Raw genomic sequence first — 24419 nt, 5'->3', positions numbered from 1 at the left:
GGAAGGTGGTTCGCCGGGCATGGCCCGGCGCTACCGGCGTGTACGTTATCCACGCATGGCGTGGATCTACTGCATCCGGCCGGCACATCGCATCCCCAGTAGATCCACGCCATGCGTGGATGGGCATCGCCCATGACCAATGCGCCAGTAGATCCACGCCATGCGTGGATGGGCACCGCCCATGACCAATGCGCCAGTAGATCCACGCCATGCGTGGATGGGCACCGCCCATGACCCTATGTGCCAGTAGATCCACGCCATGCGTGGATGGGCATCGCCCATGACCTTTGGCCATGGGGCCACGCACCACACAGGCCTAGCATCGAAGGTTCTACCGCTGCTGGAACCTGCTGATGAAAACCTGTGCCCTGGTGATGTCCGTGCTGTTCGCGCTGGCGGCCACGCCTGCGCTGGCGCAGACCTCGCCGCCGGGCGATGCCGCCGCGCCCGGCCTGCTGCGCATCGATGTGGACGCGCGCGACCTGGCCCGCCGCATCTTCAAAGTGACCGCCACCGTGCCGGCCAAGCCGGGCCCGATGACCCTGCTGTACCCGCAGTGGATTCCTGGCAACCATTCGCCCACCGGCCCCATCGACAAGCTGGCCGGCCTGCGGGTGACCGCCAACGGCAAGCCGCTGGCCTGGCAGCGCGACCAGTACAACGTCTACGCGTTCAAGGTGGACGTGCCCGAGGGCGTGAGCGAGATCGTGGCCCACTTCGATTTCCTGTCCTCGCAGGGCGGCAGCCAGGGCAGGGTGGTGATGACCCCGGAAATGCTGAACCTGCAATGGAACGCCAATTCGCTGTACCCGGCCGGCGTGGATGCGCGCAACCTGCAGGCGCAGGCCAGCGTCACCCTGCCCAAGGGTTGGGGCTATGCCACCGCGCTGGAAACCGCGCGCCGCGACGGCGATACCGTGGTGTTCAAGCCGATCGCCTACGACCACCTGGTCGACTCGCCGCTGTTTGCCGGTGAACACCACCAGCGCATCGATCTGGACCCGGGCGCCAAGGTGCCGGTGCACCTGAATGTGTTCGCCGACGATGCTAAATCGCTGAAACCGACCGACGCGCAGATCAAGCTGCATCGCGCGCTGGTGCAGCAGGCTGACAAGCTGTACGGCGCGCGCCACTACGACCACTACGAATTCCTGCTGGCGCTGACCGACCGCCTCGGTGGCATCGGGCTGGAGCACCACCGTTCCAGCGAGAACAGTGCGGACCCGGGCTACTTCATCGAATGGGACAGCAACGCGTGGATGCGTGACCTGCTGCCGCACGAGTACACCCATTCCTGGAACGGCAAGTACCGCCGTGGCGCGGACCTGGCCACGGCCAACTTCAACGTGCCGATGGGCGACAGCCTGCTGTGGGTGTACGAAGGCCAGACCCAGTTCTGGGGCCAGGTGCTGGCCGCGCGTTCGGGGCTGTGGTCGGTCGAGCAGACCCGCGACATGCTGGCCAACGTGGCGGCGACCTATGATCGTGGCCGCCCAGGTCTGGCCTGGCGCGCGCTGCAGGACACCACCAACGATCCGACCATCGCCCAGCGCCGCACGTTGCCGTACCGCAACTACCAGATGAGCGAGGACTACTATTCCGGCGGGCAGATGCTGTGGCTGGAAGTGGAAGGCAAGCTGCGCGGGCTGACCGGCAACCGCCGCAGCCTGGATGATTTCGCGCGCGCCTTCTTCGGCGTCGGCAATGGCGACTGGAACGTCAACCCGTACACCTTCGACGATGTGGTGGCCACGCTCAACGGCATTGCCCCCTACGACTGGGCCAGCTTCCTGCGCCAGCGCCTGGACGGGCACGGCTCGCTGACCGGTGGCCTGGAACTGGCTGGCTGGAAACTGGTCTACCGCGATACGCCCAACGAGGCCTACAAGGCGCAGGAAAAGCGCGCCAAGGCCGCGCTGCTGGCGTATTCGCTGGGCGCCACCGTGCTCGATACGGGTGCGGTGGGCGATGTGATCTGGGACAGCCCGGCCTTCAACGCCGGTCTGGCACCGGGCATGAGGGTGATTGCCGTGAGCGGGCGTGAGTACAGCAGCGAGCGCCTGAAGGACGCGGTGTCTGCCGCGGCCAAGGACAAGGCGCCGATCGAACTGCTGGTGAAACAGTTCGACCGCATCGAAACGATGCGCATCGATTACCACGGTGGCCTGCAGTACCCCGTGCTGGAACGCATCGCCGGCAAGCCGGATCGCCTTGCAGAGCTGTGGAAGGCACGATGATCATCCGCCGGCGCGACGGCCTGATCCTGGTGGTGGCCGTGCTGGCCATCATCGGCGCGTTCCTGCAGGGGGAGGGCCGTTGGCTGCACTGGTTTGCCAAGCCGGCCACCACGCTGCTGATCGCCGGCATCGCGTGGCAGGCGCGGCCGGCGGCATCGCCGTCCTACCGCCGCGCGGTGCTGGCCGGCATGCTGCTGTCCTGCCTGGGGGACATCGCGCTGATGCTGCCGGTCGATGCCTTCGTGCCGGGGCTGGTCGCGTTCCTGCTCGCGCACGTCTGCTACATCGTCGCGTTCCGCGCCGGCCTGCGTGCGGGTGCGGGGCTGTGGGGCGCGGTGGTGCTGTTGGGCGGCTTCGCAACGCTCAACGTGGTGGGCCTGTGGCCGCACTTGCCGCAGCCGATGCGCATCCCGGTGCTGGCCTATGTGGCGGTGCTGGCGTCGATGGCGGTGCTGGCGCTGGCACGCGTGTGGGCGCGGCCGCAGCCGGCAGCTGCGGAGCTGTGCAGCGCACGCTGGGCGGCAGTGGGCGCGGTGCTGTTCGTCGCCAGCGATTCGCTGCTGGCCTGGGACCGGTTCGCGGGTGGCTTGCCGGTGGCGAGCCTGCTGGTGTTGTCCACGTATTACGCAGCGCAGTACGCGATCGCCCGTTCGGTCACACCTGTGCGCGGGTGATCCGGCGTCGCTATGATCTTCTGATGGATACTGAAATCGGTGCATTGGTTGCGATCATCGACACCATCCGCGCTGGCTGGACCCAGCCTCGGGTTGCCGTGCATCCGAAAGGCGAATGCCCGTTCCCGCTCCGTTCTTCCTTCGTGGAACGCAGCGGCGCGGACGAGGCATCAAGGCGATTCCCGCGCGGCAATACGCAGTTGCTCGCGTTCTGGGGTTTGTGCGCTTCGGCCGACCTTTTCAAGGACGAGCGATTTGGCCAATGGGGTGTTGAGCTATTGGATGCAAAGGAAGCGCACATTCAAACAGCGGCCCTTTCCGATTTGCGTCCATTGGATTGCAGGGATGGCGATGTCGTATTTGGCCGCTTCTACGGGGACTCGGAGTTACTTGTGATGGTTGCATCTGGTCGTGTGCTGGTTTGTCTGCCATTGAATAGACGAGAAGACTGGCCCGAAGCAGCGAGTTCGCTTCTGGAATTTCTATCCCGGTTTCATGAGGCCCAAGGGGCCAAGTACTGGGAGGCTTGACCCGCACGGCAGGGCGCTCGACTTCGCTTTTGTAGAGTCGAGCCATGCTCGACTGCTTCTCCAGCATCAGCCGAGCATGGCTCGGCGCTACAAATGCATCAGCCGAGCATGGCTCGGCTTCACAAATGCATCAGCCGAGCATGGCTCGGCTCTACAAGTGCATCAGCCGAGCATGGCTCGGCGCTACAAATGCATCAGCCGAGCATGGCTCGGCTCTACAAGTGCATCAGCCGAGCATGGCTCGGCTCTACAAGTGCATCAGCCGAGCATGGCTCGGCTCTACAAATGCATCAGCCGAGCATGGCTCGGCTCTACAAAAAGCGTGTCAGCGGAACTGCAGGGTCAGCAGGAAATAGCGGCCCAGCGGATCATCCAGCCCGGGCATCTGCCCGCCGCTGCCCACCAAATGGTTCACCGGCTGAGTGTCCAGCAGGTTGTGCACGTCCAGCGCGGCAATCACACGCGGGCTCAGCTTGCGCGCCACGTGCAGGTTCCAGCGCAGCTGCGCGGGGTTCATGCAGCGGCGTTCTTCGCGCTGGTCCTGCGGGCAGTCTTCGCCGGCCAGCCACGCGCGCGTGCGGCCCACGCGGTTGCCACGCAGGGCGATGTCCCACGATGGGTTCTGCCATTGCACGTTGAGGATGCCGGCCACTTCCGGCGTGGCGTGGCCGCGCAGGTCCACCGACGGCCCATGTGCGCGGTCGCGGCGCAGTTCCTGCTGCTTCAGGCCGTCCAGCGAGAACAGCCACTGCCCGTCACGGCCGGCGTCGACGCGGTATTCGCCGCGCAGCACCCAGTTGCGCGAGGTGGTGCGGCCGATGTTGTCGAAGGACAGGCGCAGGTCGCGCAGGCGGCCCTGGTCGTCCAGTTCCCAGGTATCGGGATTCCACAGCGCATCCCCCGGCTGCAGGGCGAGGATTTCATTGCGCAGTTCAACGATGTTGTGGGTCAGCGACAGCGAGAACGTGTCGGTCGGCGTCCAGCTGGCCGCCAGCGAATGGCTGCGCGAGGTTTCCGCGCGCAGTGCATCGTTCTCCACCACGTTCACTTCCACGGCGCAGCCGCCTTCGCGCAGCGGCCGCGCGCACGGTGGCAGCGTGTCCGATGCGGGCAGGGCCAGCAGGCCGAAGTAGGCCGGTGGCCGCCGCTTCTCGAACAGGCTGGGCGCGCGGTAGCCGCGGCCACTGGCCAGCAGGAACGACCAGTGTGGGCTGGGGCTCCAGCGCAGGCCCGCGCGCGGTGAAAACGCGGTATCGCCGCCGTCGCGGTCCACCCGCGCGGCCACATCCAGGCGCAGCGTGGATGCCAGCGGCAGGCCTACTTCGGCGTAGGCGGCGCTGCTCTGCCGCGACAGCCGCCGTTGGTCCAGCGGCATGCCCAGTGCCAGCTCGCCCTTGCCCAGCAGCGGATCGGGCAGGGACGTCCAGCGTTCGTGGCGCAGGTCGATGCCGGTGGCCAGCTGTGCCTTGCCGCCGGGCAGGGCCATCAGCTCGCGCTGCACGCCCCACCAGCCCTGCCATTGTTCGGTACGCCCGCGGTTGCGGATGGCCGGGAACAGTTCCTCGGCCAGGCCGGGCGGCAACGTGGAAAAGCCGGGCAGGAAATCGAGGGTGCGCGCGGCTTCCAGCAGGCGCTCGCTGAGCACCGTGCCATCGGTGCGCAGGTCCACCTGGTTGCGCTGCGCGCTGAGCCCGGCGTCCCAGCTGCGGCCGGGTCGCTCACGGCCGATGCCAACGCTCAGGTCGCCTTCGCTGGAGCGCACGCGCGGGCGCACGTCGCCGCCTTCCTGCAGCACCACGTTCAGGATGGCGCCGCGGTTGAAGTTGAGCGCCACCGCTGTCGGCCCCAGGTCGAAGCGCTGGCGGTTGTGGCTGGCGCGCGCTTCGACATAGGCGTAGCGCCCTTCGCCGCGCTCGTGGCGGTAGCGCAGATAGCCCGACAGCGTGTCCGATGCCGGCTGCAGCGAACGCGGGCGCGCGCTGTCATACCAGCAGCCCTCGTCGTCCTCCAGCAGCGGTGGGTGGCATTCGGTGGCGGGGTAGTAATCGCCATTGGCCAGGATCAGGCCGATCGGGTACAGCGATGTTTCGGCATGCCAGGCGCGGCGGTCGCCCGCCACATGGCTCAAGCGGTGCAGGTCGATGCCGGCGAACCAGCGGTCGCCGCCCTCGCGCACGCCACCGGTGGCGGCCTGCACGCGGTACTGGTCGCCATCGTCACGGCTGCTCACGCCGGTCTGCAGGGTGGCTTCCGGCCCGTCGGCCTGGTCGCGCAGGATGATGTTGACCACCCCGGACATGGCATCAGCACCATAGATGGCCGACGCGCCACCGCGCACCAGCTCGATGCGTTCAACGAAGCTGAGCGGAATGCCGCCCAGATCGGTCAGGCCACCTTCTTCCAGCGACACCATGGGGTAGCGCGGCAGGCGCCGGCCGTTCACCAGGAAAAGGGTGGCGCGCGGGCCCATGCCGTCCAGGCTGGTGGTGGCCGCCGCGCCTACCGGCAGGTACAGCGAATCGCCACCGCGCGAGGTGCTCAGTGGCGGGTGGCCGTTCATGCCCGGCAGGTGGCGCAGCAGATCGAACAGGGTGCCGTAGCCGCTGCGCAGGATGTCCTCGCGCTCGATCACCGCCACCGGCAGGGTGGTCTGCACCGAGGTGCGCGGCAGGCGGCTGCCGGTCACGTGGATCGGCGCCAGTTCCACCTCGCCCGGGCCCGCCGGCCGGGGCGGCAGCGGGGCACGCGCCGGGGCGGCAGGTGCGGGCGTGGCCACGGCGTGGCGGCGCAGCACGAAGGCGCCGCTGGAGGTTCGCAGGATGTTGACCGGCTTGCCGGCCACCAGGTGTTTCAAGGCGGCGGCGGGGTCCTGCGGGCCCTGCGTGCCATCGGTGCGCAGATCGGCCAGTTCGCGGGCGTCGAACAGCAGGGATACGCCGCTCTGCCGCGCCCACTGCTGCAGGGCCGGCACCAGCGGGCCGGCGGCGATGCGGTATTCGGCAGTGGCTGGCGCGGCAGGGGCGGCCGCCCCGGTGCCGCTGGCCAGGGCAATGCACAACAGGGCCAGCAGGCCCTGGCGCAGCGCCCCGGGGGCGGGCATCGGCGCCCGCCTCAGTACGTGCGGCGCAGTTCCAGCGCGCCATCCTTGCGCGTCTGGCCTGCGATGGACCACCCCAGCTCCAGGGCGGACAGCAGTTCGTTGGCATCACCGGCGCGGAAGGTACCGCTCACGGCCAGATCGGCAATATCCGGATCGGCAATCACCAGCGGCGTGCTGCCATAGCGGTTCATGCGCTCGACCACGGTGGACAGCGGCGTGGCATCGAACACCAGCTTGCCCTGCGGCCAGGCTTCGGCGGCGGCGGTGGTGGCCAGCTGCGGGCCCGGCTGGATGCGGCCGTTGGCCAGCACCTGCAGCTGCTGGCCCGGCGACAGCGTGTGCTGCGCGCTGCCGCTGGTCACTTCCACCGCGCCTTCCAGCAGGGCCACTTCCACCCGGCCGTCGTCCAGGCGTTCCACCTGGAAGGTGGTACCGATATCGCGGATGCTGCTGCCGCCCGCCTGCACGCGCAGCGAGCGCGAGGAGGCGGCGACTTCCAGCTGCACGCGGCCGCGCTGCAGTTCCAGTTCGCGCTTGCGCCAGCCGAAACGGGCACTCAGCGTGGTGCCCGCATCCAGCGTGGCGATGCTGCCGTCGGCCAGCGTGCGCGTCTGCGGCATGTGGCTGGCGTTGGCATAGATCTGCGGCGACGGGTTGCCATCGGTGTACAGCATCCAGCCCACGCCCACGGCCAGGCAGATGCCGGCGGCGGCGGCCGCCGAAGGCAGCCAGCGCCGTTGCGGCAGGCGCGCGGTACGGGCGGCCGCGGTGCGCACCCACGGGTCAGCGGCCAGGCCGGCGCTGCGCTGGTGCAGCTTCTCGGCCTGTACCCAGGCGGTGACGTTGGCAGGATCCTCGGCCAGCCAATCCTCGAAGGCCTCGCGCTCGATCGAGGTGCAGTCGGTGGCCTCCAGGCGGGCCACCCAGGCGCTTGCGCGTTCAAACGGCAACGTGTCGTCCTTGTATGCGTTGCGGGTCATTCACTATCTCCATCAGTGTGGAGAGGATTGGTGCCCAGCTCCTTGCGCAGGCCCTGCAGGGCACGGGCGATGTGTTTTTCCACCGTCTTGGCGGTGATGCCGCAATGCCGGGCGATCTGTGTATAGCTCATGCCGGTGATGCGGTTGAGCAGGTACACCTCGCGGGCACGTTCGGGCAGCTTGAACAATGCCTGTCGCAGCAGGGCGATCATCTGCCCGGATTCTGCCTGACGCAGCGGATCCGGAGAAGTGCCGGTGGCCTCTTCGTTGCCATCGCGTTCGGCCAGCGGCAGGTGGGGGCGGGCCTGCGGCGAGCGGCCACGGTCGGCCAGGCGGTTGCGGGCGATGCGGTACAGCAGCAGGCGCAGCGCTTCCACATCGTGCCCGCGGTAGCGGATCAGCCGCTCCATGCAGTCCTGCGCAATGTCCTCGGCATCGTCCGGGCCGACGCCGCGCCCGCGCAGGAAAGCGCATAACGGCGCGCGTTCCTCGCGCACGAAGGCGATGAAAACATCCGCAACGCCGGTCGGGTCCGGTGCATCGCGGATCTGGGGGGACGGGGCGGACAGGGGAGGGCCTCGAACGACGGTGGCGGACGCTTCATCGAGTTTTACGCGACGATGACCGGAAGGGAAAGACCGTGGTATTTGCGACATTTCATTGTGAATGCATTCAGTTTTTACCCTGCCGCTGACTGGGGGAGATGGCCGCCCTGCTGCGTTCTGCTCTCGTCCCGCGTGGTGCGGGTGGAGAGAGAGACCGCAATGAAGCATTCGAAGTTGAGCATCGCCCTGGCGGGCCTGGTGGGTATCGCGACAATGGGCGCGATCGGCAACGCCGCGGCGATGAACTATCACGTGCAGGGCGATCGCATCGTCCTCAGTGGCGGCGTGACCGTGGCCGACGTGGTCGCGCTGCCGGCACTGCTGGCCAAGGCACAGGCCGAAGGCCGCCCGATCCGCGAAGTGGTGCTGCGCACATCCAACGGTGGCGCGCTGATTGCCGGCGAGTGGCTGCAGGGCGTGATCCGCAGCAACGGGCTGAACACCATCGTGTCCGGCCACTGCATCTCGTCCTGCTCGATCATGCAGTCCGGTGGCGTCAACCGTTATCTGGCCGGCGATCTGCCGCTGGTCGACTCGGTGCAGATCCACGCCGCCAGCAGCGGCGGCCGCATCACCTACACCCCTTCGCCGCGCATGACCCAGATCTACACCGGCAACTACGGCGGTGGCATGGATGCCGGCCTGCTGCACAAGGCCATGTATGAAGTGGTGGCGCCCAACGGGCTGCTGGTGTTCCGCGATCCGGCCCGCACCAATGGCGCATCGGTCAGCTTCGATCCCGATGGCAGCGGCCGCAGCCTGCAGACCTTCCCCGGCCAGGACATCTACAGCAACAAGATCATCACCCAGGCCGGCTACCGCAACCCGGGCGATACCCTGGCGGTGACCGGCAACGTCAGCGGTGACATCAACCCCGGCTACCTGCGCACCGCGCGGCAGCTGCAGGCCTTTGTCGATGCCGATATCGCGCGCTGGGCCAATGGCGATGCCAACACCTACATCAACCTGGCGGTGGCCATCTACAACGCCGCCGGCCGTGGCCCCAACGGCATCGGCCCGTTCTCGGTGCAGGATTACCTGAACGACGCCGACATCCAGGCCAATCTGCTGTCGCGCCTGCGCCTGGCCGATCTGGATGCCTCCACGCTGGGCGATTCGGCCGGCGTGATCCGCGTGACCCAGGGGGGCACCTGGCGCACCTCGGCCACCACCGGCGCGGATTTCATGCTGGTCGACGGCGGCACCATCGCCCTGGAAGGCGGCGCACTGCGGGCCCCGGAACTGCGGGTGATGGCTGGCGGCATGGTGGTGGGCCACGGCGATATCGCCTCGGCCGCCACCGATTCGGATGCGCTGCTGGACGGCAGCGGCCCCTCGTTCCGCGAAGATGGCTTCAACCGACTGCGCGTGTACGGCACGCTGATGCCGCGCGGCGGCGATCTGGTCACCCACGGCTACGTCAACATCATGCCCGGCGGCAAAGTGCTGTTCGATGTCACCGACGCCGGTGGCACCGCGGCCGGTCGCCTGCGCGTGGGCAGCTTCTTCGATGGCGGGCAGAACGAGGGCGCGCTGGTGATTTCGCCCGGCGCGCACCTGGAACTGAATGTCGCGCAGGGCTTCTATGCCGGCAATTACAGCCGTGAGCTGGTCACCGGCCCAATCTACGAAGATGGCTTCAGCGACGCCGTGCGCCTGGGCGACACCACGTACAGCGCCAGCATCGCCGGCAATGAAGTGTTCCGCCCGCGCCACAACTCGCTGCTCAGCTTCAACATCCACCAGAGCGAAGACGGCCTGTCGCTCACCGCCAACCCCGGCTTCGACCAGCTGGCCCAGCTGACCGCCAGCAATGGCAACCAGAGCCTGGGCGTTGCCCTGGCTGCGGCAGGTGAGCGCCAGGATGCAGGCCTGAAGTCGCTGCTGGGCGCGCTGCAGTTCGCCGACCGCGATGTGATCGCGCAGCAGGCCGGTGCCCTGCGCGGTGATGTGCATGCCAGCCTGCGCCTGGCCGACAACGCCCTGCTGGGCAGCATCGGCAACGTGGTCAGCCAGCACCAGGCCGGCCTGCGCAGTGGCAGCGGCGATGCCGGTGGCCTGGCCGCGCAGGCCGCACAGGCCGCCTCGGCACAGCCGGGCATGGCCAACGGCAGCCTGTTCAACCAGTTGGCCATGCACCTGGTGGAGCCCGCCGCGCAGGGCGCCACCGGCGGTACCGACTTCGGTGGCACTACGCGCCAGCATGGTTTCTGGGGCCGCGGCTTCGGCAGCCATGGACGCATCGATGGCGAAGGTGGCGTGGCAGGGCTGAGCCACACCGTGGGCGGCATCGTGCTGGGTGCCGATACGCGCGTGGCCGATGACCGCGTGAGCCTGGGCGTGAGCGTGGCCGCAGCGGACATGTCGACCAAGGCCCGCGACGGCTCCGGTTTCACCGGTGATGTGCGCGCGCTGGATATCGGTGGCTACATTGATGCCACCTATGCACGCGGTTATCTCTCCGCAGCGGTGCGCTATACCGATCTGCGCCATGACACCCGCCGCAGCATTGCCGGTATCGATGGTCTGGATGATGCCCTGCGCGCCAAGTACAACAACGATGCGATTTCCGCGCGTTTGGAGCACGGCTTCAGCTTCACCACCGGCAACGGCCTGGTGCTGCAGCCGCTGCTGCCGGTGGTCGACTACGCACGCACCTCGGCCACGCGCTTCAACGAAGGGCAGGGCGCGGGTGCCCTGGCTGGCCGTGGCGGCAGCCTGGAAAGCATCCGCGTGGGCGCCGGCCTGCAGCTGTTCAAAACCTTCAACGGCAGCAACGGCGAGCGCATCACCCCGCGCGCGCGCGTGGTCTGGCAGAAGGAACTGGGCGACACCCAGGCCCGCTACAGCACCGGCTTCGCCGCCGCCCCGGACCTGGTGTTCGGCAGCAGCAGCCAGACGCTGGGCGAGCAGGTTCTGGCCTGGAACCTGGGTGTGACCAGCCGCGCCAGCGACCGCCTGTCGGTGATGGTGGACTACGTGGGTGAGCGCCGCGACGGCCAGGTGCAGAACGGCGTGATGCTGGGCCTGGGCTACGCGTTCTGAGTAAAGGGCGCACCGGCGGCAGGACCGCCGCCGGTGCGCTATGGTCTGCGCAGGATTCCCGTGCAGGCCCGCCCATGCAGATTGCCGTGTTCAGTGCCCGTCCCTACGACCGCCGCTTCCTGGAAGAAGCCAATACGCGCGAGGGCGCCGGGCAGGGCTTCCAGTTCGTCTACTTCGATGCCGCGCTGGAGGTGCATACCGCTGCGCTGGCGCAGGATTGCGCCGCCGTCTGTGTGTTCGTCAACGACCGCCTGGATGCGGCCGTGCTGCAGGCACTGCATGCACTGGGCGTGCGCGCGGTGCTGCTGCGTTGCGCCGGTTTCAACAATGTCGACCTGGCCGAGGCCGCGCTTCTGGGCCTGTTCGTCGCCCGCGTGCCGGCCTATTCGCCCGAAGCCGTGGCCGAACACGCGCTGGCGCTGGTGATGACCCTCAACCGGCAGACCCACCGCGCCTACAACCGCGTGCGCGAAGGCAACTTCATGTTGGATGGCCTGCTGGGCCGCACCCTGCATGGCCACACCGTGGGCATTGTGGGCACCGGCAAGATCGGCCTGGCCACCGCGCGCATCTTCCGTGGCATGGGCTGTACGCTGCTCGGCCATGACCCATACCCATCGGCGGATTTCGTTGGGGTGGGCGAGCGGGTGGGCCTGGACGAACTGCTGGCGCGCGCGGACATCGTGTCGCTGCATTGCCCGCTGACGCCGGACACCCAGCACCTCATCAACGACGCCTCGCTGGCGCGGATGAAGCCCGGCGCCATGCTGGTCAACACCTCGCGTGGCGGGCTGGTGGATACCCATGCGGTGATCCGCGCGCTGAAGTCGCGGCGGCTGGGCCACCTGGCCATTGACGTATACGAACAGGAAAGCGCGCTGTTCTTCCAGGACCTGTCCGGCGAAATCATCGACGATGAGGCCTTCCAGCGCCTGATGACCTTCCCCAACGTGCTGGTGACCGGCCACCAGGGCTTCTTCACCGTGGAGGCGCTGCAGGAGATCTCAGCCATCACCCTGGGCAATCTGGCCGATTTCGCCGCCGGGCGGGCATGTGCCAACCGGGTAGGGGCGGATTGACCGGCGGGGTGGGCTGCCCGTAAAATCGCCTGCTCAGCCGGAATAGCTCAGTTGGTAGAGCGGCGCATTCGTAATGCGTAGGTCGCAGGTTCGACTCCTGTTTCCGGCACCAGTTGTATGAAAAGCCCCGGCCTTGGTCGGGGCTTTTTGTTTGGGCGGCTTCGCCGATGGTAGTGCCGGCCGCTGGCCGGCAACCCGTAGTGCCAGCCCATGGCTGGCAGCCAAGGATTTCCGAACCTCGCGACCCACTCGCTCCGCCGGCTTCCCTTCTGGGGAAAAATGACCGGGGCAGCGTCAACCTGGAATGATCAAGCGATGAAGCACTTCAGGGAGATAGTAAGAGGCCCGGGGGGGCTTTAAAGTGGCCCCCAATGAGAAGGGTGTTAACGTTCTCGAGAAGTCACTCGAAGATGGGTGAGGAGCCTGCGTCAACATTGGCGGCACATTCAAGGGGTTTATCGACCAATGAGTGATTTGATTGATCTGCTATTTGAAGGGGTTCCAAGGAACAGCTTGGATAGCTTGGTCGAAAGGATTTTGAGTGAATCGATCTTGAGTTCGGTTGCCGCTAGTGAGAGCCCAGGTCTGGACCTCGGTTCTTGGCGCGGTAGTGCGCTCGAAATACTTGAGGGCGCGGCGCCTAACTCTGGCTGCGTTAGTCTCAATGTCGATGGTGTGAAGATTGGAGGTGTGAGAGTAGTAAATCCTTTGATCCGTGTTTTGATGTTTGACGGAAGCTTTGATGTTTTCCTTCATTTTCTGGATTCCGATCTCAAATGTGAATCCGTGGATGTGCTTGATGAGTTGCATCATGCCTCCATGGAAATTTCCAGAGTTGCGGATGTAGGTCACGTTTCTTGTGGCTATGATCCCGTTAGTGATCAAAAGACGCGCTTCTTCTTTGATGCCGAAAAGGGGCCAATTCGTGAGCTGTGGTGAGCAAGTGAAGGGTCAGAGGAGGGCTGGTAAGGCGCAACTGACCTATGTCATTACGTGCCAGGCCTTTGCCGACGATCGTGTCGATACAACAGCTTCGCTGGCGTGGTGATGGACTCCTGGGGCGAGTTGGCGCAGAACCGAGTTCGTGTTGGTTCTGTCTATCGACCAGGAAAGGCGAGCTTTGGCCCTCGAATCGATATTCAGGAGAATGGTGAAAATCCTCATGAGACAATACATCACCCCAAGCCTCCTTCGCCGCCAGAGAGGTCAGGCCTATGAGCGATCTAATTGATTTATTGGAGTCGCGCCTAGCCGGTGGCTCCGATGTCTATATCGATTCTGGCGTGAATCCGAGCGAATATCTTGAAGAACTTGCGAATGACATCAGGCTGAATGCATGTGAGCCATTTGAACTGTCTGCGGTGGTATTGGCACCAGGTATTCCGGGATTTGACGATGGTGAAGAGATCTCTGGGATGTGCGTCGCCAAGCGGGGAGGGCGCTGGTTGGTCTATCGGGCGAAGGAGGATCGGTTCTATGTCTTTTGGGGGCCAAGGCCCGAACAGCTTGGAGCGCACGGCATTTTTGGAAGTCCGTTGTACTGCTGGTCAGCGTGACGTCGGTGCGGGAGATCGGGTGATGCTTCGCGGGATGACTGTCCAGGAAAATTCAACTCCGCAAGGAAGTGGCGTGAGCACAGGAGAAGTCGCATGCAATGGAAGGTTCTAGGCTGTTCGGCAGCGCTTCTTGTATCTACCTGCGCCCTGGCGCAAGCGCCGCATGCCGACTCGGATGAAGGCAGGGAGCTGCAGCTTCTTGCTCAAAGCTACGTGCGTGAACATCCTTCGGTCTCAGTTGCTGATGCAGTCACGCGCCTGGCAATCCAAGGCGAGTTGGCCCCTGATATCGAAGCACTGCGCGTCGAGTTCACCGCGCGTCTCACTGAACTGTCGATCGAAGGCGCGCCAGATCAACATATTCTGGTGCAGCTCAAGGGGGATGCTCCTGTGGCCGGTCGCACGATTACGACCGCGAGCGGATCAACCCGCGTGGTGTTCGATGTGGGCCACAAGTACACCCAAGACGAGTTCCTCGCCATCCTGTCCCGGTACAGACCACTTCTTTACAGCACTCTGCCAGGCATCACCGGGACGACTGCATTCCCGGGCGAGGAGCGGGTGCTGGTCGACATCGAGGGCGACGGTGCCCAGGTGGAGCGTTTGAAGCCTGCGATCAGAAATCTTGAGCAGATGACCGGCCTCAAGATCGACGTCCGCCCCAACATGCCGAAGCAGGTCACCAGCGACTTATGGAACAGCACGACTACCGCTTCCTCACCGATCTGCTCGAGAGCACGCTTCTCGGCGGCACCAAGGGCCTCACTCCGCATCAGCTGAATGCCTACTGGTCGGGTTCCATCAAGGTGCCCTTGGGTATCGAGCGCGACATCGACGCATACCTGTCGCAGCCCGAGCCAGAGGCGCTGATTCGCGCCGCAGTCTGGATCGTGCGCAACTATGCTGTGTCGAGCCATGATCCGGGATTTCACCTGCGCGTTGTTCGTTGGCTGTTCGAGCATGATCGGCTCGATCGATCAGAGTTGTTGGAGCTCCTGGCACTTACATCGACCCGTTCGCTGGATGAAGCCGGGCGGCTCATTGCCTGGGAATCCGCGCACATGCTCGGCGAAGGGCGTCTGGTGGAGGGCGAGGAGCTGGTGATCCCCATGCTTCTGGCGTACCCCATGCCCAGCATATTCGTGGACTTCAACAACCGAGACCCCGATGGCTACCTGAGGCTCAACCTGACCGGCACAGTGGAAGACTTGGCCGCGCAGTCGCTGGTTCTGAAAGCGGGAATGTTCCTGCCTGTCTCAGACGGCGACGTCGCCGCCTGGATCACCGTCATCGACCCGGGCCCCGAAGGAATACGGCGCGGGAAGATTGCGGCCGGCCCCGAGGGATAAACCACCCGGTAGCCACCCGAATACCACTCCCGCTGTCGCCGTGAATCCCCGCCTGCTACGCTGCGCCGGCACGCCGCGCCGCGCGGCTACAGGGATCGTGGACCATGGCACCAGGGAATGCAGTGCGTCGCCTCGCCTTGCTGGCGGTCATCAGCTTCTCGGCGGCGCTGCCGCCGCTGGCATGCGCGGCGCCCGAAACCCCACAGCCGCAGCCGCAGCCGGTGGCCGCGCACGCGGTGGATGCGACCAGCTTCGTAGGCCAGACGCGGTCGCTGGAGGCATCGCCCCGGCAGCCCGGCGCCGTGGATCTGCGCAAGGCGATGTTGCGCTGGTTGGTGGAAACGCCGGATTACCAGGTGACCATCTGTGACGTCATGGGGTTGCCGGATCTGCCGGATGAGCCCAAAGAGCCTGTCGTGCTCGGTCTGGATCTGCTGATTCAGCAGAGCTTCGGCAATCTGGCGTACCAGATTGACCACGGCAGCGAGGGCGACGAACTCAGCCGGCAGGTCGCCGGCGTGGAAAGCGCGATCAGGGCGTACCAGGCCTTCGTGGCGGCCGACTCCACCTGGCAGTTCCCCGCGATGGACGTGCTGGCAGCCCAGCAGAAGGCCGGCACGCTGCGCACGCATCTTGCGCCTGTGGTGAAGGCGGAGTGCGGCGACGGTGCGGCATCTTCGCCGCCGCCGTTCCTGGGCGGCGTGCTGCGTGCCACCAGTGTGGTCTATCCCGTGCAGGTTGCCGACTGGAAGGCCGTTGGGGAGCGCCGCTATGACAGCGTCGGCGCAGGCGCCTCGGTCCGCTATCAGCGGGATGGCAGGGAGCACGGGTGGATCGACGTGTACTTCTATCCGGTGGGCAGGCTGGAGCCGCACGAGCGTGCACGCTTGGTGGAAAGTGAGCGGAGCGGCCTGCTGGAGGCCCGCAAAGGGGCGATGGCACGCAAGGATGACATGTCCCGTATCGATTCACTGCGCTTCACTGTTCCCGCGTTGGGCGAGGGTGGTTCGGACCATCTGGAAGCGAGCGCGATGGACTTCGGCTTCCATCGCGATGGCAAGCAGTACAGCTCGGTGATGATCCTGGCAGTGGACCGCCTGTACGCCATCAAGCTGCGTTACAGCGTTGAGACATCCACGGCGAGCCGGAAGAAGGCGCGGCGCGAACTTGAGGAATTCGCCGGGGTGCTGCTGCCGCAGCTGGATATTGTCAGTTCCGGCACCTGTGGGGATGTGCCCGCGGACGCTCGCGTGAGCCAACGTCTGGGCTGTGTGGAAACCGATTCCGCGTTGCCCGTGGTGGGCGAAGGGCGCCGTGAGATGCGGTTCGAGTACGCCCCGCCGCGTATTTCAAAGGACCGGTAAGATTCAGCGTCGGCCCCCTGCGAAGTCGCTTCAGAACGAGCAGTGGCCCCGCCCCTGAAGGCGAGGGCGCTCTGAAACCCTGCGGCACTATTGGCCAAACACGATCATCAACGAACGGCCTGCCGAGTTATCCACCAGAATGACGGGCTCGCCATTCTGGTGGATCTCGAAGTACGTCGCCGAGCTGGTCATTTTGAATTCCTGCGGGCCAGCCGCGTTCTCCTGTTGCACCAGCAGGCGCATTTCCTCCTGCAGTTGAAGAAACTCCAGATCGGACAACTGCCGGTAAGCAGTCACCTTAAGCCGTGCATCAGGCAGAGACCTGTCCGCAACCACCACGCCCAGTACCACGATCAGCAGCGAGGTGGTCCATGCCAGCAGCACCCTGGAAAAGCGGCGGCGCACTAGCTGCGCACGTGCAGGCAGGCGGTGATCTGCGCGGTCAGGGCCAGGCAGGCCATCATCATGCCCTCCATTGCGCGCTCGCCTACATATTCCTGGGCGGGGCCGTTCTGCCGGGTTCGCTCGGCCGCCAGCAGCATTTCCTGCACCACGGTCAGGCCGGCCAGCGCGCAGTCGGCGTCGGCCAGTTCCATGCGGCGCCCGGGCTGCAGGTGGCGTTCCGGCCACGGGCGGCCATCGGCGGCGGCGCCGGCCTGGATGCTGCGCAGGGTGGAAATGAAGGCGGTGGGGTTGGTGCCAGGTTCGCCCAGGCTCTCGGCATTGGCCGGGTCGGGGCGGGCGTTGAGGTCAAGATATTCCGATGCGTGCATGGCAGTGCTCCGTGCAGGACAGACAGCAGCGCCACCGGGAAGGTGGCGGACGGTGCGTGGCGGCAAAAACCGGTGATCGATGGAAACCGGCGGGCGCATGCAAGCACGCACCCCCACGCACCGCCCGCCAAAGAACGCGGACGGATTGCCAGCCGGCGCCACGCAGAGGTGACGCCGGCTGACAAGCGTAAAGAACCATCGATCCTCGGGTTTTGCCGACCCGGCCACTCGTTGTAAGTGGCATGCCATGGTGTGCACATCCCGGCCGCGGCTGCCACGTTCGGGCAGTGAATGGGCGGGGCTGTCTTACGCTTCCAGCATAGTTTGGCACGCAGGTGGTTGCCCGCAAACGCCCGCCGTACAAGGCGTTGCCCTGGGTGCGCCCGGTGCGGGGTGGCCAAATGCGTCAGTTGGCGCATCCAGGGCGCGGCGCCTGCACCCCCTGCAGACACACGTTGATCGCGACAGCCCCACCCAAACCGTGGTTCAGTGGGTCCAGCAAAGCTGAATGCATTCATCCATCTTTGCCGATTCCGGCGCCACCGCCCGCCACCACCTGTGGCAAGCTGCCGCACACGGGCGATCTGCCCCCCGCCTGCGCGCGGTGCGACAACGTGTCGCAGCGATATCCGGCCACTTCCTGCGCTGGATCATTGTCAATGCCCTTCTTAAATGATGCGTGACGGCCTAAAATTGAAAGGCTGACTCGACCCCACCTCACTGCCTGTCTCAACCGCAGGCGGGACCGGCTTTGGCCGGAGCGGGCAGGACGGGGAACGGCATTCCCTCGCAATTGGATCGACCGATGATTCCGTTGAAAACCCTTGGGCGCTGGTTGCGCCCGGGCCTGCTGCTGTCGTTGCTGGTGATGCTCACCGGTTGCGATGCGGTGGCCATCCTCAGTCCGAAGGGCCAGATCGGCCAGGATGAGAAGACCCTGCTGATCACGGCTACCGTGCTCATGCTGCTGGTCGTCATCCCGGTCATCATCATGACCCTGACCTTCGCGTGGAAGTATCGCGCCTCCAACACCAAGGCCCGCTACGAGCCGAAGTGGTCCCACTCGACGGCGATCGAGGTGGTGGTGTGGTCGATCCCCTGCATGATCGTGCTGGTCCTGGCGGTGCTGACCTGGCGGTCCTCGCACGCGCTGGATCCGTACAAGCCTCTGGAATCGGACGTGAAGCCGGTCACCATCCAGGCGATCTCGCTGGACTGGAAGTGGCTGTTCATCTACCCGGAAGAGAAGATCGCGGTCGTCAACGAGATCAAGTTCCCGGTCAACACCCCGCTGAACTTCGAGATCACCTCCGATACGGTGATGAATGCCTTCTTCATCCCGCACCTGGGCAGCATGATCTATTCGATGGCGGCAATGGAGACCAAGCTCCACCTGATCGCCAACGAACTGGGTGAATTCCCGGGCATGTCCTCGCACTACAGCGGCCTGGGCTTTGCCAAGATGCATTTCACTGCCTATTCGGTCACCGATGCGCAGTACCGCCAGTGGCTGGACCAGGTCCGCGCCGGCGAGCAGACCCTGGACAAGGCCACCTTCAAGGCCCTGGGCGAAGCGAAGAACTCCGAGTGGTACCCGGTTACCTATTACGGCAAGAGCGAAGAAGGCCTGTTCGACTGGGTCATCGCCAAGCACATGGGTGACAACAAGCACTACGGCATGAAGCATTCCCACGCGGGTGCTGCTGCGGCAGATGCGGCCAGCCATGAAGCGCACGAGGGGCACGCCCCGATGGACGCGCATGACTCCAAGGAATCCGGGAAGAACCTGGACGCCACCGAAGAACACGAACACGCGGGCCATGAAGGCCACGCGGGTTCGGGAGAATGAACATGTTGGGAAAACTCTCTCTTGAGTCGATCCCCCACGATCCGATCGTGCTGACCACCTTGGTCGGCGCGGTGCTGGGTGGCCTGGGCGTCATGGCCCTGGTCACCAAGTTCAAGCTGTGGGGCTATCTGTGGAAGGAGTGGTTCACCTCGGTGGACCACAAGAAGATCGGCGTGATGTACCTCATCGTCGCCTTCGTCATGCTGCTGCGCGGTTTCTCCGACGCCATCATGATGCGTACCCAGCAGGCCATCGCCGTCGGCGGGTCCGAGGGTTACCTGCCGCCGCACCACTACGACCAGATCTTCACCGCCCACGGCGTGATCATGATCTTCTTCGTGGCGATGCCGCTCATCACCGGCCTGATGAACCTGGCCGTGCCGCTGCAGATCGGTGCGCGCGACGTCGCGTTCCCGTTCGTCAACTCGCTCAGCTTCTGGCTGTTCGTGTCCGGTGCGGTGCTGATCATGCTGTCGCTGTGGATCGGTGAATTCGCCGCCACCGGCTGGCTGGCCTTCCCACCCTTGTCGGGCATCGAGTACAGCAACAATGTAGGTATGGACTACTACATATGGGGCCTGCAGGTAGCCGGTCTGGGTACCACGCTGAGCGGTATCAACTTCTTCATTACCATCCTGAAGATGCGTACCCCCAGCATGAAGCTGATGCAGATGCCGGTGTTCACCTGGACTGCGCTGGTGACCAACGTGCTGATCGTCGCCGCCTTCCCGGTGCTGACCATCACCCTGGTGCTGCTCACCCTGGACCGTTACCTGGGTACGCACTTCTTCACCAATGATGGTGGCGGCAACGCCATGCTGTACATCAACCTGATCTGGATCTGGGGTCACCCGGAGGTGTACATCCTGGTCCTGCCGGCGTTCGGTGTGTTCTCCGAAGTCATCGCGACCTTCTCGCGCAAGGCACTGTTCGGCTACAAGGGCATGGTCTACGCCACCGCCTGCATCGGCGTGCTGTCGTTCATCGTGTGGCTGCACCACTTCTTCACCATGGGCTCGGGTGCCAACGTCAATGCCTTCTTCGGCATCACGACGATGATCATTTCGATCCCCACCGGCGTGAAGATCTTCAACTGGCTGTTCACCATGTTCCGCGGTCGCGTGCAGTTCACCACGCCCGTGCTGTGGACCATCGGCTTCATGGTCACCTTCACCATCGGCGGCATGACCGGCGTGATGCTGGCGATCCCGGCCATCGACTTCGTGCTGCACAACAGCCTGTTCCTGATCGCCCACTTCCACAACGTCATCATCGGCGGCGTGGTGTTCGGCATGTTCGCCGGCATCACCTACTGGTGGCCGAAGATGTTCGGCTTCCGCCTGAACGAGTTCTGGGGCAAGTGCGCGTTCTGGTGCTGGTTCATCGGCTTCTACGTGACCTTCATGCCGATGTACGTGCTGGGCTTCATGGGCATGACCCGTCGCCTGCAGAGCACCGTGAACCCGGCCTACGAGCCGTTCCTGCTGGTTGCTGCCGTGGGCGCCTTCATCGTGGGTGCGGGCATCCTGTGCCAGATCATCCAGGTGGCCGTGTCCATCCGCGACCGCAAGAAGACTGCCGACCTCACCGGCGACCCGTGGGATGCCCGTACGCTGGAGTGGGAAACCTCTTCGCCGCCGGCCTTCTACAACTTCGGCACCCTGCCGGAAGTCACCGAACTGGACGATTTCTGGGAGCGCAAGCAGCGTGGTGAAGCCTGGCCGAAGCCGGCCAAGTACACCGATATCCACATGCCGCGCAACACCGGCACCGGTGTGGTGATCGGCGCCTTCAGTCTGGTGTTCGGCTTCGCGATGATCTGGCACATCTGGTGGCTGGCCATCATTGGCTTCGTCGGCATGATCGCCACGTTCATCTACCGCACCTTCGACCAGGACGTGGACTACTGGGTCCCGGCCGCCGAGGTGGAACGCATCGAGAACGAACACCGCAAGCACCTGGAATCCCAGGGCCTGGTGAAGTCGGAGCTGAAGGCATGAGCACCAATACCTCGACCCTGAGCCACGGGCACGCCGCGCAAGCGGCGGCCCATGGCCATGACGACCACGAGCACCACGACACCGGCGGCAACACCGTCTTCGGTTTCTGGGTGTACCTGATGAGCGACTGCCTCATCTTCGCCTCGCTGTTCGCCACCTACGTGGTGCTGGCCGGCGGTACCGACGGCGGCCCGGGTCCGAAGGACCTGTTCGAACTGCCGTTCGTGGCGTGGGAAACCGCGCTGCTGCTGACCTCGTCGCTGACCTTCGGCCTGGGCATGATCGCCATGCACCGCAAGCAGGTCGGCCAGATGTTCCTGTGGCTGGCGGTCACCTGGTTGCTGGGCTTCGGCTTCATGTGCATGGAAGTCTATGAATTCCATCACCTGATCCATCAGGGCTACGGTCCGGACCGCAGTGCCTTCCTGTCGGCGTTCTTCGCCCTGGTCGGTACCCACGGCCTGCACGTCAGCGCCGGCCTGCTGTGGCTGCTGGTGATGTTCGTGCAGCTGAAGAAGTACGGCCTGACCCCGACCAACAAGACCCGCATGGCGTGCCTGAGCCTGTTCTGGCACTTCCTGGATCTCATCTGGATCGGCGTGTTCTCCGTCGTCTACCTCAATGGAGCGCTGTAATGGCACATGACAACCATGCACACGACCACGCAGCCGGCGGCGAAAGCCACGGCAGCGTCAAGTCCTACCTGATCGGCTTCGTGCTGGCGGTGGTGCTGACCGTCATCCCGTTCTGGGTGGTGATGTCGGGTGATTTCTCGCGCACTGTCTGCGGTGTGGTCATCGCGGTTACCGCGGTGCTGCAGATGCTGGTCCACCTGGTGTTCTTCCTGCACCTGGACCGCTCTTCGGAAAGCCGCTGGAACGTCAACGCTGCGGCCTTCACCATCGTGGTGATCGGCATCATCGTGGTCGGTACCCTGTGGGTCATGCACAACATGAACGTGCACATGATGCACTGACGTCTTCGCGACGTTGCCACGCAGAAAGGCCGCCCTCGGGCGGCCTTTTTGTTTGGGGCGGTAGTAGATCCACGCCATGCGTGGATGCCTTTCGCGCACGACTGGGGTCAGAGCCCTTTCCTGCGGAAAGGGATCCGACCCCGCCTCACCCCACCTTGCGCAGGAACTCGTCCGGTTCCATCGGCCGGCCCAGGTGGTAGCCCTGCAGCTGGTCGCAGCCCAGCCCTCTCAGGTAATCCTGCTGCGCCGGTGTTTCCACGCCCTCGGCCACCACCTGCAACTGCAGCGAACGCCCCAGCGCCACGATGGACGACACGATGGCCGCGTCCTCGGCGTTCTGCTCCAGGTCGCGCACGAAGGCGCGGTCGATCTTCAGTTCGGTGGCCGGCATGCGCTTCAGGTACAGCAGGCTGGAATAGCCGGTGCCGAAATCATCGATGGCGATATGCACGCCCATCGCGGTCAGGTCGTTGAGGATGGCCAGGCTGGCCTCGACATCCTTCATGGCCGTGGTTTCGGTGATCTCCAGCGTCAGCCGCTGCGGCGCGATGCCGTGGCGCTCCAGCACCTCGCGCACGCTGTCCAGCAGGGCAGGGGAGGAGAACTGCAGCGGCGAAAGGTTCACCGCCATCGTCCATTCCTCGTGGCCGGCATCGTGCCAGGCGCGCAGCTGCGCGCAGGCCTGGTCCAGCACCCAATCGCCAATGGGCAGGATCAGCCCGCTGCGTTCGGCAATGGGAATGAATACATCCGGGCCCAGCATGCCCAGTTCCGGGTGCTGCCAGCGTAGCAGCGCTTCGGCGCCGGTGGCCGGCGTACCGGCCGCAACGAACTTGGGCTGGTAGTGCAGGCGCAGTTCGCCGCGATCAGCGGCGCGGCGCAGGTCCTGCAGCAGGCGCAGCTGGCGGTTGGCGCTGACCTGCATCGACGGGGTGAAGAAGGTATAGCCGTTACGGCCGGCTTCCTTGGTGTGGTACATCGCCGCATCGGCATGCGCCATCAGGTCGCGCTCGGTGGTGGCATCGTCCGGGTACAAGGCGATGCCCAGGCTGGCGCTCACCTGCAGCTCGGCCGCGTCGATCAGGAACGGTTCGCCCACCGCGGCGATGATGCGCTCGGCCACCACCACGGCATCGTCGGGCTCATCAATGGCCAGCACGATCACGAACTCGTCGCCGCCCAGCCGTGCGAACGTGTCCTGCGGGCGCAGCAGATCGCCCACGCGTTCGCTCATGCGCACCAGCAGGCGGTCGCCCAGCTGGTGGCCGTAGGCATCGTTCACCGCCTTGAAACCGTCCAGATCGAAGAACATCACCGCCAGCAGATGGCCGCGGCGGCGCGCCTTCTCGATGGACTGCTCGATACGATCCTGCAGCAGCATGCGGTTGGGCAGCTGGGTGAGCGGGTCGTGCAGGGCGGCCTGCAGCAGCTTGTCGTTGGCCTTTTCCAGCGATTCGGCCAGCAGCCCGGTGCGCTCGCGCATCTGCCGGTCGAACAGCGAAGCGACCAGGGCGATGCCGATGGTGCCCAGGGTGGTGACGATCACCAGCACCGCCAGCCAGCGGCTGTCGATGCCACCGGCCACCACGGCACCGCAGATGCTGCCTTCCGGGAAGCGCGCGGCGGCCATGCCGGTGTAGTGCATGCCGACGATGGCCAGGCCCATCACCAGTGAGGCCAGCAGGCGCAGGCGGAAGGTACGCTCACCTTCCTTGCGCAGGCGGAAGGCGATCCACAGCGCGGCGCCGGCCGCGCCGATGGCGATCAGGATCGAGGCGGTGAACCACAGCGGGTCGTAATCGATGCCCGGCTGCATGCGCATGGCGGCCATGCCCAGGTAGTGCATGGTGGCGATGCCCAGGCCCATCAGCACGGCCCCGGCCAGCAGGCGGCGGCGCGGCAGCTGTGGCCGCGATACCAGCCACAGCGCATAGGCCGATGCGGCGATCGACACCGCCAGCGAATACAGGGTGATGGCCATGTCGTAGCCGATCGGAATCGGCAGGTCGAAGGCCAGCATGCCCACGAAGTGCATCGACCAGATGCCCAGACCCATGGCCGTGGCGCCGCCGGTCAGCCACCAGCGGGCCACCCGGCCCTGAGTGGTGGCCAGGCGGCCGGCCATGTCCAGCGCGGTATAGGACGCAAGGATGGCAACCAGCAGCGAGAAAACAACCAGACTCTGGCTGTAGGTGCCAGTCATTGAGGGTCCTTCATGAGCGGGGGAGGGGCGTGGCGGCGCGGACTATAGCGGCCGCGGGGCGCTGAACCTTAGCGCACAAAAGTGTGATGTTCATCTCAT

20 protein-coding genes and 1 tRNA gene are annotated in these 24419 nt (G+C 65.3%); 15 read left to right on the top strand and 6 right to left on the bottom strand.

All coding sequences use genetic code 11. The features are described from left to right. Window positions 1-353: 353 nt before the first annotated feature. From ACM2ZB_RS08685 to ACM2ZB_RS08675, 3 genes are read left to right on the top strand one after another with little or no spacing between them, the layout of a single operon-like run. Complete coding sequence (locus ACM2ZB_RS08685) at window positions 354-2237, top strand: M61 family metallopeptidase (RefSeq protein WP_416058184.1); 1884 nt, start codon at window positions 354-356, stop codon at window positions 2235-2237. Beyond that, window positions 2234-2911 carry a lysoplasmalogenase gene (locus ACM2ZB_RS08680; RefSeq protein ID WP_416058183.1) on the top strand — a complete coding sequence of 226 codons (678 nt, stop codon included), beginning with the start codon at window positions 2234-2236 and terminating at the stop codon, window positions 2909-2911. The genes ACM2ZB_RS08685 and ACM2ZB_RS08680 overlap by 4 nt, the downstream gene beginning before the upstream one ends. Before the next feature lie 23 nt (window positions 2912-2934). Then, entirely contained in the window at window positions 2935-3441 is a 507-nt protein-coding gene (locus ACM2ZB_RS08675; protein WP_416058182.1) for a hypothetical protein, read from the top strand. A 325-nt stretch (window positions 3442-3766) separates the two neighbouring features. Here the strand turns inward: ACM2ZB_RS08675 and ACM2ZB_RS08670 are convergent, their stop codons facing one another. The 3 genes from ACM2ZB_RS08670 to ACM2ZB_RS08660 are packed head-to-tail and all read right to left on the bottom strand — an operon-like array spanning window position 3767 to window position 8018. Beyond that, on the bottom strand, window positions 3767-6541 hold the full coding sequence (locus ACM2ZB_RS08670; protein ID WP_416058181.1) for a TonB-dependent receptor plug domain-containing protein: 2775 nt from the start codon (window positions 6539-6541) through the stop codon (window positions 3767-3769). Window positions 6542-6552: 11 nt separating this feature from the next. Continuing rightward, window positions 6553-7521 carry a FecR family protein gene (locus ACM2ZB_RS08665; RefSeq protein WP_416058180.1) on the bottom strand — a complete coding sequence of 323 codons (969 nt, stop codon included), beginning with the start codon at window positions 7519-7521 and terminating at the stop codon, window positions 6553-6555. Continuing rightward, on the bottom strand, window positions 7518-8018 hold the full coding sequence (locus ACM2ZB_RS08660; protein WP_416058179.1) for an RNA polymerase sigma factor: 501 nt from the start codon (window positions 8016-8018) through the stop codon (window positions 7518-7520). Before ACM2ZB_RS08660 ends, ACM2ZB_RS08665 begins: the two co-directional genes overlap by 4 nt. 267 nt (window positions 8019-8285) lie before the next feature. Here ACM2ZB_RS08660 and ACM2ZB_RS08655 point away from each other — a divergent pair, with 267 nt between their 5' ends. The 8 genes from ACM2ZB_RS08655 (at window position 8286) to ACM2ZB_RS08620 (ending at window position 16519) form a co-directional block, all read left to right on the top strand. Then, a complete protein-coding gene (locus ACM2ZB_RS08655; protein WP_416058178.1) occupies window positions 8286-11171 on the top strand; it encodes an autotransporter domain-containing protein in 2886 nt (961 codons plus the stop codon). 74 nt (window positions 11172-11245) lie between these two features. Then, window positions 11246-12250 (top strand): 2-hydroxyacid dehydrogenase, encoded by a 1005-nt coding sequence (locus tag ACM2ZB_RS08650; protein ID WP_416058177.1) that lies wholly within the window; start codon window positions 11246-11248, stop codon window positions 12248-12250. Window positions 12251-12286: 36 nt separating this feature from the next. Next, window positions 12287-12362: transfer RNA gene (locus ACM2ZB_RS08645), tRNA-Thr, on the top strand. Window positions 12363-12715: 353 nt separating this feature from the next. Next, the gene (locus ACM2ZB_RS08640) at window positions 12716-13189 is read left to right on the top strand and encodes a hypothetical protein (RefSeq protein ID WP_416058176.1); all 474 of its coding nucleotides are present in this window, start codon (window positions 12716-12718) and stop codon (window positions 13187-13189) included. Window positions 13190-13464: 275 nt separating this feature from the next. Beyond that, window positions 13465-13806, top strand: a complete 342-nt coding sequence (locus ACM2ZB_RS08635) for a hypothetical protein (RefSeq protein ID WP_416058175.1) — start codon at window positions 13465-13467, stop codon at window positions 13804-13806. Between the two features lie 93 nt (window positions 13807-13899). After that, the gene (locus ACM2ZB_RS08630; RefSeq protein WP_416058174.1) at window positions 13900-14586 is read left to right on the top strand and encodes a hypothetical protein; all 687 of its coding nucleotides are present in this window, start codon (window positions 13900-13902) and stop codon (window positions 14584-14586) included. After that, window positions 14499-15155: a hypothetical protein gene (locus tag ACM2ZB_RS08625; protein ID WP_416058173.1), complete on the top strand. Its 657-nt coding sequence runs from the start codon at window positions 14499-14501 to the stop codon at window positions 15153-15155. The genes ACM2ZB_RS08630 and ACM2ZB_RS08625 overlap by 88 nt, the downstream gene beginning before the upstream one ends. 122 nt (window positions 15156-15277) lie before the next feature. Further along, window positions 15278-16519, top strand: coding sequence for a hypothetical protein (locus ACM2ZB_RS08620; protein WP_416058172.1), 1242 nt, complete (start codon window positions 15278-15280; stop codon window positions 16517-16519). A gap of 87 nt (window positions 16520-16606) precedes the next feature. Here ACM2ZB_RS08620 and ACM2ZB_RS08615 read toward each other — a convergent pair whose 3' ends face one another. Continuing rightward, window positions 16607-16924, bottom strand: coding sequence for a hypothetical protein (locus ACM2ZB_RS08615; protein WP_416058171.1), 318 nt, complete (start codon window positions 16922-16924; stop codon window positions 16607-16609). Next, window positions 16924-17292 carry a hypothetical protein gene (locus ACM2ZB_RS08610; protein WP_416058170.1) on the bottom strand — a complete coding sequence of 123 codons (369 nt, stop codon included), beginning with the start codon at window positions 17290-17292 and terminating at the stop codon, window positions 16924-16926. Before ACM2ZB_RS08610 ends, ACM2ZB_RS08615 begins: the two co-directional genes overlap by 1 nt. A gap of 805 nt (window positions 17293-18097) precedes the next feature. On the opposite strand from ACM2ZB_RS08610, the gene cyoA reads away from it, so the two are divergent. From cyoA to cyoD, 4 genes are read left to right on the top strand one after another with little or no spacing between them, the layout of a single operon-like run. Beyond that, entirely contained in the window at window positions 18098-19141 is a 1044-nt protein-coding gene (gene cyoA, locus ACM2ZB_RS08605; protein ID WP_416058169.1) for a ubiquinol oxidase subunit II, read from the top strand. Window positions 19142-19143: 2 nt separating this feature from the next. Next, window positions 19144-21141: a cytochrome o ubiquinol oxidase subunit I gene (cyoB, locus tag ACM2ZB_RS08600; RefSeq protein WP_324808972.1), complete on the top strand. Its 1998-nt coding sequence runs from the start codon at window positions 19144-19146 to the stop codon at window positions 21139-21141. After that, on the top strand, window positions 21138-21776 hold the full coding sequence (gene cyoC, locus ACM2ZB_RS08595) for a cytochrome o ubiquinol oxidase subunit III (protein ID WP_108760122.1): 639 nt from the start codon (window positions 21138-21140) through the stop codon (window positions 21774-21776). The genes cyoB and cyoC overlap by 4 nt, the downstream gene beginning before the upstream one ends. Then, a complete protein-coding gene (gene cyoD, locus ACM2ZB_RS08590; RefSeq protein ID WP_108768202.1) occupies window positions 21776-22117 on the top strand; it encodes a cytochrome o ubiquinol oxidase subunit IV in 342 nt (113 codons plus the stop codon). Before cyoC ends, cyoD begins: the two co-directional genes overlap by 1 nt. A 145-nt stretch (window positions 22118-22262) precedes the next feature. On the opposite strand, the gene ACM2ZB_RS08585 is transcribed toward cyoD, so the two are convergent. Then, entirely contained in the window at window positions 22263-24320 is a 2058-nt protein-coding gene (locus ACM2ZB_RS08585) for a putative bifunctional diguanylate cyclase/phosphodiesterase (RefSeq protein WP_313435448.1), read from the bottom strand. Window positions 24321-24419: the final 99 nt, after the last annotated feature.

It is taken from the genome of Stenotrophomonas maltophilia (assembly GCF_047782825.1).
Classification (GTDB): domain Bacteria; phylum Pseudomonadota; class Gammaproteobacteria; order Xanthomonadales; family Xanthomonadaceae; genus Stenotrophomonas.
Note: the sequence above shows the minus strand (reverse complement) of the source record. Positions and strands in the feature narration are given on the sequence as shown.

Coding starts and splice junctions, on each gene's coding strand:
- ACM2ZB_RS08640 (WP_416058176.1), top strand. CDS start 12,716: ATGAGTGATTTGATTGATCTGCTATTTGAAGGGGTTCCAAGGAACAGC.
- ACM2ZB_RS08635 (WP_416058175.1), top strand. CDS start 13,465: ATGAGCGATCTAATTGATTTATTGGAGTCGCGCCTAGCCGGTGGCTCC.
- ACM2ZB_RS08610 (WP_416058170.1), bottom strand. CDS start 17,292: ATGCACGCATCGGAATATCTTGACCTCAACGCCCGCCCCGACCCGGCC.
- ACM2ZB_RS08670 (WP_416058181.1), bottom strand. CDS start 6,541: ATGCCCGCCCCCGGGGCGCTGCGCCAGGGCCTGCTGGCCCTGTTGTGC.
- cyoC (WP_108760122.1), top strand. CDS start 21,138: ATGAGCACCAATACCTCGACCCTGAGCCACGGGCACGCCGCGCAAGCG.
- ACM2ZB_RS08680 (WP_416058183.1), top strand. CDS start 2,234: ATGATCATCCGCCGGCGCGACGGCCTGATCCTGGTGGTGGCCGTGCTG.
- ACM2ZB_RS08630 (WP_416058174.1), top strand. CDS start 13,900: ATGCAATGGAAGGTTCTAGGCTGTTCGGCAGCGCTTCTTGTATCTACC.
- ACM2ZB_RS08675 (WP_416058182.1), top strand. CDS start 2,935: ATGGATACTGAAATCGGTGCATTGGTTGCGATCATCGACACCATCCGC.
- ACM2ZB_RS08585 (WP_313435448.1), bottom strand. CDS start 24,320: ATGACTGGCACCTACAGCCAGAGTCTGGTTGTTTTCTCGCTGCTGGTT.
- ACM2ZB_RS08625 (WP_416058173.1), top strand. CDS start 14,499: ATGGAACAGCACGACTACCGCTTCCTCACCGATCTGCTCGAGAGCACG.
- cyoD (WP_108768202.1), top strand. CDS start 21,776: ATGGCACATGACAACCATGCACACGACCACGCAGCCGGCGGCGAAAGC.
- ACM2ZB_RS08655 (WP_416058178.1), top strand. CDS start 8,286: ATGAAGCATTCGAAGTTGAGCATCGCCCTGGCGGGCCTGGTGGGTATC.
- cyoB (WP_324808972.1), top strand. CDS start 19,144: ATGTTGGGAAAACTCTCTCTTGAGTCGATCCCCCACGATCCGATCGTG.
- cyoA (WP_416058169.1), top strand. CDS start 18,098: ATGATTCCGTTGAAAACCCTTGGGCGCTGGTTGCGCCCGGGCCTGCTG.
- ACM2ZB_RS08685 (WP_416058184.1), top strand. CDS start 354: ATGAAAACCTGTGCCCTGGTGATGTCCGTGCTGTTCGCGCTGGCGGCC.
- ACM2ZB_RS08665 (WP_416058180.1), bottom strand. CDS start 7,521: ATGACCCGCAACGCATACAAGGACGACACGTTGCCGTTTGAACGCGCA.
- ACM2ZB_RS08650 (WP_416058177.1), top strand. CDS start 11,246: ATGCAGATTGCCGTGTTCAGTGCCCGTCCCTACGACCGCCGCTTCCTG.